The 15,131-nt window shown below is 36.9% G+C and carries 18 protein-coding genes; 2 read left to right on the plus strand and 16 right to left on the minus strand.

Translation table 11 applies throughout. From position 1 onward, the window contains the following. Positions 1-20: 20 nt before the first annotated feature. The 4 genes from rpoE to JL53_RS13730 form a co-directional block, all read right to left on the minus strand. Positions 21-551 carry a DNA-directed RNA polymerase subunit delta gene (gene rpoE, locus JL53_RS13715; RefSeq protein ID WP_003720880.1) on the minus strand — a complete coding sequence of 177 codons (531 nt, stop codon included), beginning with the start codon at positions 549-551 and terminating at the stop codon, positions 21-23. Positions 552-914: 363 nt separating this feature from the next. Continuing rightward, complete coding sequence (gene argS / locus JL53_RS13720; RefSeq protein ID WP_038407905.1) at positions 915-2,585, minus strand: arginine--tRNA ligase; 1,671 nt, start codon at positions 2,583-2,585, stop codon at positions 915-917. Further along, a complete protein-coding gene (locus JL53_RS13725; protein ID WP_003720882.1) occupies positions 2,582-3,031 on the minus strand; it encodes a YwiB family protein in 450 nt (149 codons plus the stop codon). The genes argS and JL53_RS13725 overlap by 4 nt, the downstream gene beginning before the upstream one ends. Before the next feature lie 77 nt (positions 3,032-3,108). Further along, on the minus strand, positions 3,109-3,759 hold the full coding sequence (locus JL53_RS13730) for a site-2 protease family protein (protein WP_038407906.1): 651 nt from the start codon (positions 3,757-3,759) through the stop codon (positions 3,109-3,111). Between the two features lie 74 nt (positions 3,760-3,833). Here JL53_RS13730 and JL53_RS13735 point away from each other — a divergent pair, with 74 nt between their 5' ends. Beyond that, positions 3,834-4,019, plus strand: a complete 186-nt coding sequence (locus JL53_RS13735; RefSeq protein ID WP_025280098.1) for a 2-hydroxymuconate tautomerase — start codon at positions 3,834-3,836, stop codon at positions 4,017-4,019. Between the two features lie 36 nt (positions 4,020-4,055). Here JL53_RS13735 and JL53_RS13740 read toward each other — a convergent pair whose 3' ends face one another. The 12 genes from JL53_RS13740 to JL53_RS13795 form a co-directional block, all read right to left on the minus strand. Beyond that, positions 4,056-5,378, minus strand: coding sequence for an HD domain-containing protein (locus JL53_RS13740; RefSeq protein WP_038407907.1), 1,323 nt, complete (start codon positions 5,376-5,378; stop codon positions 4,056-4,058). Between the two features lie 24 nt (positions 5,379-5,402). Further along, on the minus strand, positions 5,403-6,239 hold the full coding sequence (gene lipL / locus JL53_RS13745) for a lipoyl-[GcvH]:protein N-lipoyltransferase (RefSeq protein ID WP_038407908.1): 837 nt from the start codon (positions 6,237-6,239) through the stop codon (positions 5,403-5,405). Between the two features lie 317 nt (positions 6,240-6,556). Beyond that, complete coding sequence (locus JL53_RS13750) at positions 6,557-6,757, minus strand: hypothetical protein (protein ID WP_003720887.1); 201 nt, start codon at positions 6,755-6,757, stop codon at positions 6,557-6,559. Between the two features lie 23 nt (positions 6,758-6,780). Next, positions 6,781-7,104 carry a YxeA family protein gene (locus JL53_RS13755; protein WP_003720888.1) on the minus strand — a complete coding sequence of 108 codons (324 nt, stop codon included), beginning with the start codon at positions 7,102-7,104 and terminating at the stop codon, positions 6,781-6,783. 154 nt (positions 7,105-7,258) lie between these two features. Continuing rightward, positions 7,259-8,920: a peptide ABC transporter substrate-binding protein gene (locus JL53_RS13760; RefSeq protein WP_077916428.1), complete on the minus strand. Its 1,662-nt coding sequence runs from the start codon at positions 8,918-8,920 to the stop codon at positions 7,259-7,261. Between the two features lie 137 nt (positions 8,921-9,057). After that, entirely contained in the window at positions 9,058-9,672 is a 615-nt protein-coding gene (locus JL53_RS13765; protein WP_003720890.1) for a DUF1648 domain-containing protein, read from the minus strand. Positions 9,673-9,695: 23 nt separating this feature from the next. Next, positions 9,696-10,328, minus strand: a complete 633-nt coding sequence (locus tag JL53_RS13770) for a nicotinamidase (protein WP_038407909.1) — start codon at positions 10,326-10,328, stop codon at positions 9,696-9,698. After that, the gene (locus JL53_RS13775; protein WP_038407910.1) at positions 10,329-10,853 is read right to left on the minus strand and encodes a dihydrofolate reductase family protein; all 525 of its coding nucleotides are present in this window, start codon (positions 10,851-10,853) and stop codon (positions 10,329-10,331) included. A 2-nt stretch (positions 10,854-10,855) separates the two neighbouring features. After that, positions 10,856-11,848 carry a zinc-binding alcohol dehydrogenase family protein gene (locus JL53_RS13780; protein WP_038407911.1) on the minus strand — a complete coding sequence of 331 codons (993 nt, stop codon included), beginning with the start codon at positions 11,846-11,848 and terminating at the stop codon, positions 10,856-10,858. 96 nt (positions 11,849-11,944) lie between these two features. Further along, positions 11,945-12,211 carry a hypothetical protein gene (locus tag JL53_RS13785; RefSeq protein WP_003720895.1) on the minus strand — a complete coding sequence of 89 codons (267 nt, stop codon included), beginning with the start codon at positions 12,209-12,211 and terminating at the stop codon, positions 11,945-11,947. Positions 12,212-12,259: 48 nt separating this feature from the next. After that, positions 12,260-13,171: a cation diffusion facilitator family transporter gene (locus tag JL53_RS13790; protein ID WP_038407912.1), complete on the minus strand. Its 912-nt coding sequence runs from the start codon at positions 13,169-13,171 to the stop codon at positions 12,260-12,262. A 129-nt stretch (positions 13,172-13,300) separates the two neighbouring features. Further along, the gene (locus JL53_RS13795) at positions 13,301-14,128 is read right to left on the minus strand and encodes a Cof-type HAD-IIB family hydrolase (RefSeq protein ID WP_003720897.1); all 828 of its coding nucleotides are present in this window, start codon (positions 14,126-14,128) and stop codon (positions 13,301-13,303) included. A 115-nt stretch (positions 14,129-14,243) separates the two neighbouring features. Here JL53_RS13795 and JL53_RS13800 point away from each other — a divergent pair, with 115 nt between their 5' ends. Then, entirely contained in the window at positions 14,244-15,122 is an 879-nt protein-coding gene (locus JL53_RS13800; RefSeq protein ID WP_003720898.1) for an alpha/beta hydrolase, read from the plus strand. Positions 15,123-15,131: the final 9 nt, after the last annotated feature.

The raw sequence follows: 15,131 nt of genomic DNA on the forward strand, positions 1-15,131 counted from the left end.
ATCTATCTGATTGGAAAATTTTATTTATCTTCTGGGTCTTCTGTATAATCCCCATCTGTATAATCATCTTCTACAGTAGCTAAGTCGCCTTCGATGCCATCTGGTAAGTGGTCATCATCGTCCTCATCTTCATCAAGTAAGACATCTGCAAGAGAGATTTCTTCTTCACCAAGTTCTTCCACGATTTCTTCATCATCATAGTCAACGTCATCATCCAGAATTTCTTCATCTTCGTCATCATCAGATTTGCGCTTTTTCTTCGGTGTTGTTTGTGTTTGAACTTCTTCATCAATTGCATCCATTGGATACCAAGCTCGAAGTCCCCATGTATTGTTACCAAGGGAAATAAAGTTACCATCAATATTCATGTCTGTATAAAATTGAACAAGACGCTCCCTTATTTCTGCATCTTTCAAGCCTAGGAACGTTTGAATCTCTTTCACTAATTCAGGGAAAAGGATTGTTTCTTTCCGCTGTTCCAAAATAAAATGTGCAACATCAATTAAAGATAGCTCACTGCGTTCTTCTTGCGTTAAGTTCTTTAAATCCAAAACTGGCACGCCCTTTCTATCATAATTCCAATTTATTTAGCTGTTATTTTTTCGTTCAGCCCAACTTCACTATTTTACATGTTATTTCTGGCAAGTACAACCTAAATTTACTAATTACATCAATTCTTCTTGACTATTTTATATCCGATGTAAAAGAATAGGATGGCCATTAAAAGAATTGGGATCGATCCAAGTTGAAAGTCGTAGAGAATATAGATTGCGACGCACAGAAACACGAAAAGCAGCGCCAAAATTATTAATCGCTTCATCATATGCTCTCCCCGTTTTTTCAATTACCTATGTTTCTATTAACTTTAGTACATTTTGGTTATGACGTCAACGAGTAACCTAAAATTTCAGGTTTTACATTTTTTCTGGTGCAGATACACCAAGAAGTGTCAAACCATTTCTAAGGGTAATTTGAGCTGTCTTGATAAGCGCTAGCCTTGCTTTTGTTACTTCTAAATTGTCCATATCAAGCACTTTGTTACTATTATAAAAACGGTGGAATGCACTAGCCAAGTCATTTAAATAACGTACAATACGGTGAGGCGCTCTTTTTACAGCAGCTTCTGCAACAACATCTGCAAATTCACCTAATACTTTTAATAAATCGTATTCTGCTTCGGTTTGAAGTAAGCTCATGTCTGCATCTTTTGAAACATCTAAATTTTGTTCTTTACCAGAACGCAAAATACTGGAAATTCTTGCATGGGCATACTGAACATAATAAACTGGATTATCGTTAGAAGTCGATTTCGCTAAGCTCATATCAAAATTCATATGAGTATCCGAACTACGCATCGCAAAGAAATATCTCGTCGCATCTAAGCCAACTTCTTCAATTAAGTCACGCATTGTAACTGATTTCCCAGTCCGTTTACTCATTTTAACCTGTACACCATCTTCAAATAAATGTACTAATTGAATGATTTCTACTTCTAATTGATTCGGCGAGTATCCTAATGCCTCAATTGCTGCACGCATCCGCGGAATATAACCGTGGTGATCTGCCCCCCAAATATCGATTAACACATCAAAACCACGCTCTAATTTGTTTAAATGATAAGCGATATCTGGTAAGAAATAAGTATAACTTCCATCTGACTTAATTAACACGCGATCTTTATCGTCTTCGAAATCAGTAGTTCTTAACCATGTTGCCCCGTCCTGCTCATAAATATAACCGTTTTGACGTAACCGTTCAAGTGCAGGTAACACTTTATTTTCTTCGTATAGGGATGTTTCTGAAAACCACTCATCAAAGGATACGCGGAATTCTTCTAAGTCAGCACGCAATTTAGCAGTTTCAAAAGCAAGTGCATCAACCCGAAAAATGGAACGACGCTCTTCTTCACTGGTATGAACGTATTTATCACCATATTTCGCTGCTAAGTCTTTTCCAAGCGAGATAATATCTGCTCCTCGGTAACCATCTTCTGGAAATTCAGCTTCTAGACCTAACGCTTCAAAATAGCGAGCTTCTGCTGATAAAACCAGATTATTAATTTGGTTGCCGGCATCATTGATATAATATTCTCTCGAAACATTATATCCAGCCATTGTCATGATATTTGCGAGCGAGTCACCAATTGCGGCCCCTCGTGCATGTCCTAAATGCAAGTCGCCAGTTGGATTGGCAGACACAAATTCAATTTGGAATTTTTCACCTCTACCAAAATCAGATTTTCCGTACGCATTGTCTTCTGCTAAAATAACTGGTACTAAATCAGTCAAATAAGCATTATCTAAGTAGAAATTGATAAATCCCGGACCTGCAATTTCCACTTCTTTAATTAACTTATTATCTTTTGTTAGCTCTGGAACAATACTTTCCGCAATTTGACGAGGTGCTTTTTTAGCTACTCGAGCAAGCTGCATCGCAATATTAGTGGAATAGTCTCCATGCTTTTTGTCTTTAGGGACTTCTAATAAAATTTCTGGTACTTCTGTTTCTTCTAAACCAACCGCTTTTACAACTGCTTGTTTAATATGACGGGTTAGTTTAACCTGATTCTCTTGCATGACATTCATTCTGCGTCCTCCTCTATTTTCATTAAAACAGTATATGAGCCAATGTACTCGCCTTGGCTTAACAAATCGTATTGAAAGGCAACTTCACTTAATACGTCTGGTTTATTTTCATACAACTCTTCCATTGATACAAGTTCTGATTCTAATTGTAATTTTCCTGCACCAGAATCAATTGATGCTGTACTTCTTCTATTATCTCGGAAAAAGTGCATTCGCATATTTACAGCACCACTTCGCATCAGAAGCAATTCATTGTCAGCAATTTTGAGAACCGTGCGGATTTTTCCGCCTAATTGTTTTTCTTCGTAATGCAGATACCTGTTCCCTTTGTCTCTATAAAAAACGCCCGAAACAGACATAGCGGATTTTTCTTCTGCATCCATCTGCCGGATGACATTGGTGATATGAATAATTACTTTTTTTCGTTCCATTTGATTCGTTGTCATATCGCTTATTTACCCCTTTCCGGTCAGAAGAATAGACGCATTATATTATAGTGAAAAATGGTCTGAAAAGCAACAGGTTAATATGGTATTAGACCAAAAATCCCTAAAATTATTTTATAAATAAATGGAATAACAGTATTAAAAATTGGTTGTATTGTGAACTCAGCAATCGGCGTTAGAGCAATCACTAAGAATATTAGCATTGCGTAGCGCTCGACGGGCTCCAGTTTTGCTCTAGCAGAAAGTGGTAAAAACTCAACTAGCACTTGATAACCATCTAGAGGTGGAAGTGGAATTAAATTAAATACAAATAACACAATATTTAATTGTATGAAAACCATTAAAAATGTTTCTAGTATCGAACCAGCAAAGAAAGAGTAGTTCAAAAAAAGTGCATATGCCCCTACCCCAATTACAGCCAGCAGCATGTTACTTATCGGGCCAGCGAGCGATACAAGGATACTTCCGAGCCGTCTTTTCTTTAGTTTAAAACGATTTACTGGGGTAGGTTTAGCCCAACCAAAACCAGCAATTAATATTAGCAGCAATCCAAACAAATCAATATGTACAAGTGGATTTAGCGATAATCTCCCTTGATTTTTAGCCGTATCATCGCCAAATGCAAGAGCCACTAACGCGTGCGCCCACTCATGAATCGTGAAAGCAATTAATAACGTAACCAAAACATAAGGTATCAGTTCAAGTGGATAAGCAAGAAAACTAGGCATAAGCGCCTCCTTTAACTTTTAATGAATAAATTCTGTATGGTATAATGTAAAAAAACTATTATTGAGGTGAGAATATGCCATTTGTTACAATTCAATTTTTAGAAGGTCGTGATGACGACCAAAAGAAAGCACTTGTTAGTGAAGTTACTGATGTTGTTTCTAAAAATCTTAAAGCTCCAAAAGAAAATATTCATGTCATTTTGCAAGAAATGAAAAAAGCGGATTACGGTGTTGGTGGCGTCAGAAAATCAGATATTTAAAAAGTTACAGAAGCCGGCTTAATCGCCGTGCTTCTTTTATTTTTCTTTTAAAGAGTGTGCATGGATTAAAGAAATCATTCTTTCGGCAACTTCCGGCTCTACTTGCCCATTTTCAATGAAATCAAGTGGATAGTATAGCTTAATATCAGTCCGACGTTCTCTCCCAATCGCTTCTACAACAGGAGATTCAGTTGATAACTCATGTAATTCTCCATTGCCCATCAATAGCTTAATTGGGTCTTTTCCGCTACCCACACCTGGACGATAATAGTCATATGGTAAGTCACTAGAAGAATCAATAACCAAGTAATAAGATGGATCAATATCCGCTTTCTCAAGTAATCCTTTTAATTCAGCATATAGCGCTGCATCTTCTTTCGGATCATAATTAAGATATCTAAGTAACCTTCTATTTAAAAATCGTTGGCATAAGTCGCTTAAAATCGGATCACTTTCTTCCTGCCAAATCGAGAAGTAGAACATTAAAACAATGTCATCTAGTACAAGGTAATCTTTCAAATCGACATCCTCTTCAAAAAATGGCAATACTTGAATTGGAGAAACTTGGAATTCATAGTCAGCACAATAAAGTTTCTTAGCACGTTCTAAAATTTTCCACAACAACACTTCTCCACTACGGCTCACTGGATGAAAATATACTTGTTGATACATTTGATAGCGGCTCATAATATAATCCTCTACTGCATGCATCCCAGAGTATTTAACAATTACGCCATTCCCATCAGGACTCGGACGAAGCACTCGCAAAATTCGTTCTAAATCAAATTTCCCGTAACTGACCCCTGTATAATACGCGTCTCGAAGTAAATAATCCATTCGGTCCGCATCAATTTGGCTGGAAATCAGCTTAACTAAAGTTTGGTTAGGATAGTTTTTCTTAATAATAGCAGCTACCTTAAGTGGGAAATCCTCACCCACTCGTGCAAGTACCCCACTAACCTCGGTATCTCCAATAATAATCTCCTGTGTGAATTCTTCATGATCTGTCCCAAATACTTTTTCAAATGCATGAGAAAATGGTCCGTGACCTAAATCATGTAAAAGTGCTGCGCATAGAGCAACCATACGTTCTTCTGTATCTAGTTGTGGCTCCTTAGCAAATGTCGCATCAATGATTTGTCGAACAATCTCGTAAACCCCTAAAGAATGGTTGAAACGGCTATGCTCAGCGCCATGAAAGGTGAGCGAAGTCGTCCCTAACTGATGAATTCGTCGCAAACGCTGAAATTCTTTTGTTGCTATTAAATCCCAAATCACTCTATCAGATACATGGACGTACCCATGGACTGGATCTTTAAATACTTTTTCCTCAAGTAATTTTTCTGTTAAATAGCTCATTCGCCTTTCTCCTTTCATGTGTTTCTAAGCAAGCACCTTATCATTCCTTGCAAGCAAACGGTCGTAATATGCTGGAAACAAGTCTAGTTCTTCTGCCGTAAGCGTCCCTGATACGAGTTCGCCTGCATAGTGTCGCAAACTATTAAATAATCTTACTAAACAAGTATTTACATCAATATTTTCTTTCATTAAGTCCGATAATGTTCCCATTACGTTTGGATCAACATCGGGAAATGTGTACTTTGTTTGCTTGTCTTTGCCGCTAATTGTATAAAAATCTCGAATTAGTTCGGAGCGCCCCGCTTGATTACCATCTACCGCTAAATAAATTTGAACAGCTACTCCTTTAGCCATTCTTCGCTGCGAAATGCCAGCAAACTTTTGGCCTTGAATACTTAAATCATAACTGCCGGGACAGTATGACTGGACAATTTCCTTTGCCTCAATCACTTCTTTGCAATCAACAAACATGTCTTTTATTAGCGTGAACATAGTTTCATAGCCACGCTCTATTGCGATTCCTCGTTCAGCATCTGGAAGTACCATGGATAGATTTAAGACTCCTGAATCTAGTACTACAGCGAGTCCACCTGAATTCCGAACAACTACTCGGTAACCTTGAGCTTGTAAAAAAGCAATCCCTTTATCTATATCTGGCAACTTAGAATCTTGTATCCCAAGCGAAACCGTTTTTTCATGTACCCAGCCACGGATAGTAGAAGGCGCTATTCTAGAACCAACTGAACGACATAATGTATCATCCGTTGCAAATGATTGAATCGCATCAAATGCAGGGTTAATAGTTGTGTTATCAATAAAACGCCATGTTTCTTGTTTTAGTAATGTTTGCTCGATATTCATCTCTACTTCCTCCACAATTTTCTTTTCGTTATTATAGCATACTAGTAGTGATTTTAGTTGAAAACGGCTTAAAATAGCCATTTAATTGTCATTTGTGTTTTTTAGTACTTATTTTACTTTTTTTCGTTTAACACTCATAACTAGGGCTGTAATGACTGATATAACAATGGTTTTTACAATTATATCTTTTTTCATTTTTATCGCCTCAATTCCTTTACCTTATTATAACAAACTTAGGATACAAAAAAACCTAACTTCTTTAAAAGAAATTAGGTTCCATTTATCTAAAAGCCTAGGGAGCTTTTTAGCTAATTATTTTACCAGTTGTAGCGGTCTTCATTGTCACGGCTAGAGCGTCTTGGATTATTGCCCCACATGCGATAAAGCAGGTAACCAATTCCACCTAATACTAGAATCGGGAATAGAAAATGTAACGTGATGCCGATGATTTTAAATACGATATTAAGTGCAATAATTCCTAAAATAACTGTAAAAAATACTTTCCAAAATTTATTCATGCTATTTTCCTCATTTCCATATTTTATTTACTACTTGCTAGTGGAACATTGTTAATTTCCTTAGCTTGAACAAGTAACGCATTGTCTTGAACGACAATTTTATACTGCTTATTCTTTTTTAATTGTGTAGTGGACATGAAGCTCACTTTTTGACTGGTTCCATTATTATCTAAGCACGATTCGTTAAATGAGTAGCCTTTAAACTTAGACTTAGTTACTTCTTTTCCATCACTTTTGATTGTAACGTAATATGTAGTTGCTGCTGAACCAATTGGTGATGAAAACTCAATTACAACCATCGTTATGACAAAAAGTGCAGCCAGTAAACCAAAAATCCCCTTTTTCATTGTTTTTACCGTCCTTTTTTGTTGATACGTTTATTATAGAGGACCCTTAGAAAATGAACGAACGGCTATAGGCTGAAAATTGGTACATCCTAAGTCTTATTTTGTTTTGGGTATAAAAAAGGAGCTTAGGACACTTACCTAGACTCACTTTCTATTATTGTTTTACAATCCACTTATAGTTATCTGATCCAATTGGATACGTTGTGTAGTTTTTCAAATTGTTTTTTTGCAAATAAGCACGACCACCTTGGTAAAGTGGTATCAGCACGGCATTATCTTTTAATAAAATTCGTTCTGCTTCAAGTAACGCTTGCCATCTTTTTTCTGGGTCTGCTGAAAGTTTTCCTTTTGCGCCTAGGACTAGTTCGTCGTATTTAGCATTAGAAAAGCCAGTATGGTTGCCTGGGCTGTTTGTTACGAAAAGGTTTAGGTAGGTTAGTGGGTCTTGATAATCGCCGCCCCACCCACCAAGTAAAAGCTCAAAATCTTGTGTGACATCCGCTTGAAAACTGGCTTGATTGGTAACATTTTTCAGTTTAATAGTTAAACCAGGTAAATTTTCTTCTAATTGATTTTGAATAAATTCCGTTTGTTTGCGTTGTAAAGAAGTATCTCCACTAGTTAAGGTAAGTGTTAATTCTGTTTTGCCGATTTCTTTTAGACCCTGGCTCCATGCGCTCTCCGCTTCTCGTTGATCAAATTTTAGCAAGTCCCCATTTTGCTTACGAAAATCTTCTTTTGTTTCTGGATCGAACATGATTCCGCCCGGTACGTTACCATTTAAAACTTTAGAACCATTTGCTAAAAGCGTATCTACCATTCCCGCTTTATCAATGGCCATTGCTAGACCACGGCGTATATTCAAATTAGCTAAATCGGTTTTTTCCGAATCTTTGCCTTGATTCATCTTCATATAGACAGAGCGCCCCGTTGCTTCTTTATGGAAATTTTTATCGTTTTTATATTGTTTAACAAATTCTCCATCAAGCTCCACTCGGTCTAATTTCCCAGTATTATATAAATTTAGTGCCGCATTTGTATCTTTTACAACATTTACATGGATTTTCTCGGTTACAACACTTTTTTCGTCCCAATAAGTTGGGTTTTTCATATAATCCCATGTTAAATTAGTTCCATTCCAGTTTTCAAGTTTGTATGGACCATTTGAAATAAGCGTATCGCTGTTTGTTCCGTAGCGCTCGCCTTGTTTTTCAACAAATGCTTGATTTTGCGGAAAGAACGTCCCTGTTGTTAGTAACTCTTTGAAAATCGGCACTGGATTTTCTAATTCGATTTGCAGTGTCTTTTTGTCTAGCGCCTTAATACCAAGCTCATCCGGAGACATTTCGCCTTTTAAAATTTGTGTCGCATTTTTCACGATTTCTTCCATTTGCGGTCCATATGCTGCAGCTGTTTTTGGATCCACTACTTTTTTCCAAGCATATTCAAAATCAGCAGCCGTTACAGGGTCCCCGTTTGACCAATTGGCGTCTTCACGAATTTTAAAAATAAGCGTTTTTCCGCCATTCTTTTCCTCTGGTTCACTAGCTGCAAGAGCAAGCGTCGGTTTACCATCTTTATCTAATCGATATAACCCTTCAAATATTTGATTGATTACTCGGAAACTCACACTATTATCCGCAAGTGTTGGACTCGCATTTGGAATCCCACTCGTTTCCATAATGTTAACTACTTTTGCTTTCTGTTCTGATTTTACGTTTTCACTTTCCCCATTATCGCCAGACTGACAAGCTGTAAGTACAAGTAAACATAGCAAACTAAGTGCCGCTAACATTTTTCTGGCTGTTTTGTGCAAAATTTTTCCTCCTCTTTTGTAAGCGCTTTTGATATACGCAAAAAAATGACGGAATATCCTGCCAACACTTGTGCAGAACTTCCGCCACCATTATAAACCGAAACTGTACTAATTGTAAATAAAAACTGTTATCATTTTCATTTCTTGTTCAAGTAAACGCCCGATCCAATCACAATAATACACATTCCCATTAGCATAGCTAGCATTATGGAACTAGGGTCATTTCTCATAAATAAAGCAAGTGCAAAACAAATTGTACCAGCGACATTTAGTGTAACAGTTGTGATTTTTCTAAGTAAGTTTCTTGACCATGCATCTATTTTTTTAAAACCGAGCATTGTTAAAAATTTAAATAGTTTTTTGGAGTATTGAATATAAGCAGCAAGCATTATCATAAATGCTCCTGCTGTAATTAATGAAAAGCGTCCTGTTGGAATATCATATCCTAAAGCGTAAAGAATAATACTCATTTGAATAATCATAAGTAAAACAAGTAACAATCTAAAACAATACTCAAATTCTAATAAACTCTCTTGATTCACCTTTTCTTTACCGTAATATTCTGTTCCAGTAAACATAATCATCAAAAAAGGAATCATAATCAATCCTAACCATTTTTGCACAAACATATCTGGGGAGAAATCCGTACCGAAATGCATCGCCACTTCAGAAGGTAGTAGCGGATATAACGCAGCAGAAATTCCTACTGTGAAAAAAATTATCATACTTGGAAATAATCCAATTTTCCTCATTCCCCTCACCTCATCCAATAAAATTACCCGCAGTAGGCGACAAGTTCCTCCCTTGTTTCGATAAGTTGAACTTTATCGGTGTTTGCTAGTTGTGTTCTCGTTTCATCAAAACCTTGTTCAGATAACGCACGTGTCGCGGGTAAATACACTACTACAGAAAAGCCTGCCCTACTTAACTGTATAACCGTAGTTTTCACGCAAAAATCAAATGCTAAACCTCCAACTAGAACTAAATCGACTTTTTCTTCTCGTAAATACTCTAAAACACCTGTTGAAAGCTGTTCAAGAATATCGTGGTAACACGCCCCGTATGGATGAATATCTCGTTCCAACCCTTTCCAAATGAAATAATTATAATCTGTCACTTGCGGTAACCCGTCTAATAGTTCAAAACCTTTTGTTCCAGGTTCACAGTGCCTTACCCAAGTGAGATCTGCATTTGGGTATTCTAGTGTCGCTAGCATTTCATCTTTTGAGTCAACTACCCATACTGCATTTTGTGGATGCGCATCTTTACTACCTATACGAAGCGACGCAAGACTCGCCATAAAGTTCAGTTCTGGAACAATTTTATCCCCGCCCGGCACAGGTAACTCATCTGGGCAAAGCGGCGAGAAACCTTTCTGTGCATCAATATCAAAAGCAGCAATTTTCATTTAATTTTCCTCCAGATTTTTATAAGTCAATTGCGCAAATTGCCCAAATTGGCTAACTTTTTCGAGTTCTAACGCGTGCTCCTTATCTTCTTCAAATAACGGAATTCCTTTTCCTAAAATAATCGGAGCAACAGTAATCACAAAACGGTCAATCGCCTTTTCTTTTAAAAATTGTTTAACTAATTTTGCGCCACCAACGAGCCAAATTTTTTCACCTTCGATATTGTTTAACCACGTATCTACTGTTCCAGCTACAAAATCAGCATACTCATCTTTTGTCCCTGCTTTTGTATTAGAAAAAACGTAGACATCTTTTTTACTATAAGGAAACGTATCAGTAAGCGAAAAAATTTGTTGGTAAGTCGTTCGTCCCATGACAACCGTGTCAACATTATCAAAGAAGGCTTCATATCCAGCATCGTCTTCACTATCAATCGACTCTAACCATTCTACGCTTCCGTTTTCATCTGCAATATAGCCGTCTAAGCTAACTGCGATATAAAGTGCTACTTGTTTTCCACTCATTGCTACTCAAATCCTTTCACAACTAATTTTCCAATCATTTTGCCAGAAGAGATAATTTCGTGTGCTTTTTCAATCGTTGTAGCATTTATAGGTGATAGCGTTTGGTTTAAGGTCGTTAAAAGTAATCCTTCATCAAGCATGGCGGCGGCTTTCGTTAAGATTTCATGTTGTTTAATTTTGTCTGCTGTATCATACTTAGAACGAGTAAACATAAATTCATAACTAAAGGTGGCGCTCTTATCTTTTAAAAGCGACATTTTTACTGGTTCCGCTAGTTCTACAATCGAGCAAATTTTCCCTTGCGGATATATGGCTTCCTGCATGTCGTTCCAATGTGCATTGGTGTTGTGTAAACATAAAATAAAGTCGACTCCATCTGTGAAGCCAAGTTTTTTTAATTGCTTAGTTAAATTTTCTCGATGGTTAATGACATGTTTAGCGCCGAATTGTTGTGTCCAATCGATAGTTTCTGTTCGTGATGCTGTTGATATAACTTCTAACCCTGCATATGCTGCTAGTTGAGTCGCAATAGACCCTACGCCACCCGCACCATTGATAATTAAAATCGACTTCCCTTTATCTTCAGGTATAATCCCTAACCGATCAAACAATGCTTCCCATGCGGTAATGGTTGTAAGAGGCATAGCAGCAGCCTCTTCTACGCTTAATTTACTTGGTTTTAAACCAACAAGTCTTTCATCAATCAAAGTGAATTCAGCATATGATCCAGGTTTTGTAACATCTCCTGCAAAGTAAACCTCTTGTCCTTTTTCAAATAAGGTTACCTCTGAACCAGAATCCACTACTTCTCCTACTGCATCCCAGCCTAGAATTCTAACTTCTTCTATAGAATTGGCTGTGCGCATTTTTGTATCCACGGGATTTATGGAAATTGCGTTGATTTTTACTAATAAATCATGAGTTGCCGGAACCGGTCTAGCTACTTCAACATCTACAAAACTATTTGACATCTTTGTTAATCCAACTGCTTTCATCTTACAACACCTCTTGTTTACTTTTCCCGAATTTTTTAAAATAATGCACATTTACATAAAAAAGCCTTCTCTAAATTCCGAGAAGGCATTAAAAAGCTATTTTTCGTCTAAGAAATCACTGTCTTTGAATTTCATTTTAGCATGGCAAGCTGGACATTTTAATTTTAACTTACCACCATGAGAATGTTCCACGCCTTCTTTGGTTTGAAGGAGCATTTTACTACCTTTTTTAAGTAAGGGAATCGCGATAACAACACCAATAATCGTAAGTGTTGCTAAAATTCCAATAAACACTAAGGTTAGAGCAATCATAACGATAAAAGCTTTTTTCAAAAAATGACCTAAATCAACTTGTTCTTCCATCTTATTCAACTCCTCTGATTAATATCTCAATCATATCATGAAGTTGTATTAATTGCAGTGATGATGGTGCGCATGGTTACCTTCTAATTGAATTGTACTATGTTCTAATGAATAATTTTCTTGTAAGTATTGTTCGATGTTAGCTAGAATTTTATCGCGGTCAGCATCTTCTTTTACTGTTAAATGTGCGGTTAATGCATTGAAGTCAGAAGTAATTGCCCAAACATGTAAATCGTGTACTTCTGCTACTCCTTCTTGGTCTTCGAAAAAATTTTTCACTTCATCGGTATTCACATTCGCTGGTTTACCTTCCATCAAAATATGAACCGCATCTTTTAATACACGCCAACCACTTACTAAAATAAGCGCCGCAACAATGACACTGGCAATCGGATCAGCAATGTTCCAGCCAAGGAAGATAATAAGTAAGGCTGCGATAATTGCCCCAACGGAACCGAGTAAATCACCAAGCACATGTAAAAAAGCACTACGCATATTCAAATTTTCACTTGTGTCGCCTTTCATTAAGATCCAAGCAACTAATAGATTAACGAGTAATCCGATAACTGAAATAGTCATCATTCCTGCACCAATTACTTGTGGTGGATTAAAGAAGCGACCAATTGCTTCGTAAAAAATAAAGACAGAAATCCCTACAAGTGTTAGACCATTTAAAAAGGCTGCTAATATTTCAAACCGTTTATAGCCATATGTTTTGTCTGCGCTAGCTGCTTTTTCTCCAAATTTAAATGCCGCCAAACTCAAACCGAGAGCTACTGCATCACTCAGCATATGTCCTGCATCTGAAAGCAGCGCCAAACTATTGGTCATAATTCCACCAATAACTTCCACTACCATAAAAGTAGCAATTAAAATAAAACTAGTAAATAATGCTTTTTTATTCGCATTATGCGCATGGTTATGATTATGTCCATGTGCGTGATCATGATTATGTGACATATGATTACTTCCCCTCTATGAACAACAATTTTCTTTATATGCATATGTTAGCATATATACATTTTTCGCGCAAGACCCTTTTTAAAAAAACCCTTCAGACAACTATTTTTTCGTCTAAAGGGGTTCATTTTATAATATTTCTTCTTGCATAAACAATCCTAAGCCACCAATATCGTGGTGTTTTGCTATTTTATCTGCTTTTTCGAGAGCTAATGGAATGCCATTTTCCATCGCTACACCAATTTTTGCTAACTCAATCATACCTACATCATTTTCGTTGTCTCCAAAAGCAATAGTGGATTCTAAATGGATATAACCATTCTCCGCAAGATATGTAATACCTTTTGCTTTATCAATCCCTTCATTCATAATATCGATTAAGTTGGAGGCTGACGCAAGAACGGATAGCGGCAATCCTTGCAACGCAGCTTTGATTTGAGCTCGCTTTGCCTCATCCGATTCAATAACTAGCACTTTGAGCGGGTATTCTCCTTCCCGCAGTGTACCAAATGGGTCTTTAGTCAAAGTAATTGGGACTTGTTCGTTTTCTGGTAAACTTTTATTTAATTCATTGAAAAAGGCGATTTTACCAGTGTTTGTTGGACCAATAATTCGTTCTGTCGTGTAAATGTGGTAATTAACTTCAAGTGGTTGAAGTGTTTCTAGGACTGTTTTTATTAGGTCGAGCTCTATATTACTTTTATATAAAATTTCTCCAGTAGTAAAGTCTCTTACTAATCCTCCATTACAAGAAATAACTGGGGTTTTGATTTTCAGTTCGTGAATGAATGGCAATATAGCTAAATCAAGCCGACCAGTTGCCAGAAAAAGTTTGTTGCCATTTTGTTGCCAATCCATTAAAACTTCTTTATTTAGTGGATGAATTTGGTCGCCTTTTTTTACAAGTAAAGTTCCATCCATGTCGGTAATAACCGTGTCAATTACACTGTTTGTCAATTATTTTCGCACCCTTCTAAAATTCCATTATTATGTATCTCGATTATAGACGAGTTTCACATGATTGTCACGCTGATATTTGATATACTTAGGTAGAAATGGAGGCAGATAATTAGTGAAAAAATATCTTGTTACAATCCTAATTTTACTTTTTGGCGGGCTAGTTCTTAGCGCTTGCCGGAATGATGATGAGTTCCTAAACACCGCGCCCCCTAAAGTGGATTTGAAAACTGAAATTCCGATTATTTTAATTCATGGAAGTGGTGGCGATACACATTCATTAGATGAAATTGCCGACCATTTAACGAATGATTTCGCTAGTTCCAAGGATGAACTCGCGATGTCCATCAGCAGTAACGGAAAAGTTTCCTATCAAGGAGAACTAACAAAAGATGCTCACCGACCAATTATTAAGCTCGGATTTGATAAAAATCAAGCATCTCCTGACAAATGGGCAGAATGGTTACATATTGCTGTTACAGATTTAAAATCGCGTTATGGATTCACTCAAATGGACGGGGTTGGTCATTCAAATGGCGGTCTAGCACTCACTTATTTTGCAGAGAATGATAGCGAGGATAAAACCGTCCCTACTTTGAGGAAACTAATCGCAATCGGGTCGCCATTCAATGACTTGAACGCCGATGATAATGCTGGTACCCTTGATTTTCAAAAATTACCAACTTATACAAAACAAATGACTTATTTTATGGATAATAAGACGAAACTAAATCCAAATCTCGAAGTGCTTTCTATTGCCGGGAAAATTAGCGAGGAGGGAGAATCAACAGATGGTATCGTCCCAACAAACAGCTCTCTAGCTTCCAGACTGTTTGTACCTAAAAATGCAAAAGTCTATATGGAAGATTTGCAAGTTGATGATAGCGCTGTTCACCAAACATTGCACGAAACACCAGAAAGCATCAAAAAAGTCTATTGGTTTTTGGAAAAATTCCATTCTGACAAAAGCGTAACAAAATTGGTTTCTAAATAGGAGGAAAAA

The sequence above is a fragment of the Listeria ivanovii subsp. londoniensis genome, from assembly GCF_000763495.1.
GTDB classification, from domain to species: domain Bacteria; phylum Bacillota; class Bacilli; order Lactobacillales; family Listeriaceae; genus Listeria; species Listeria londoniensis.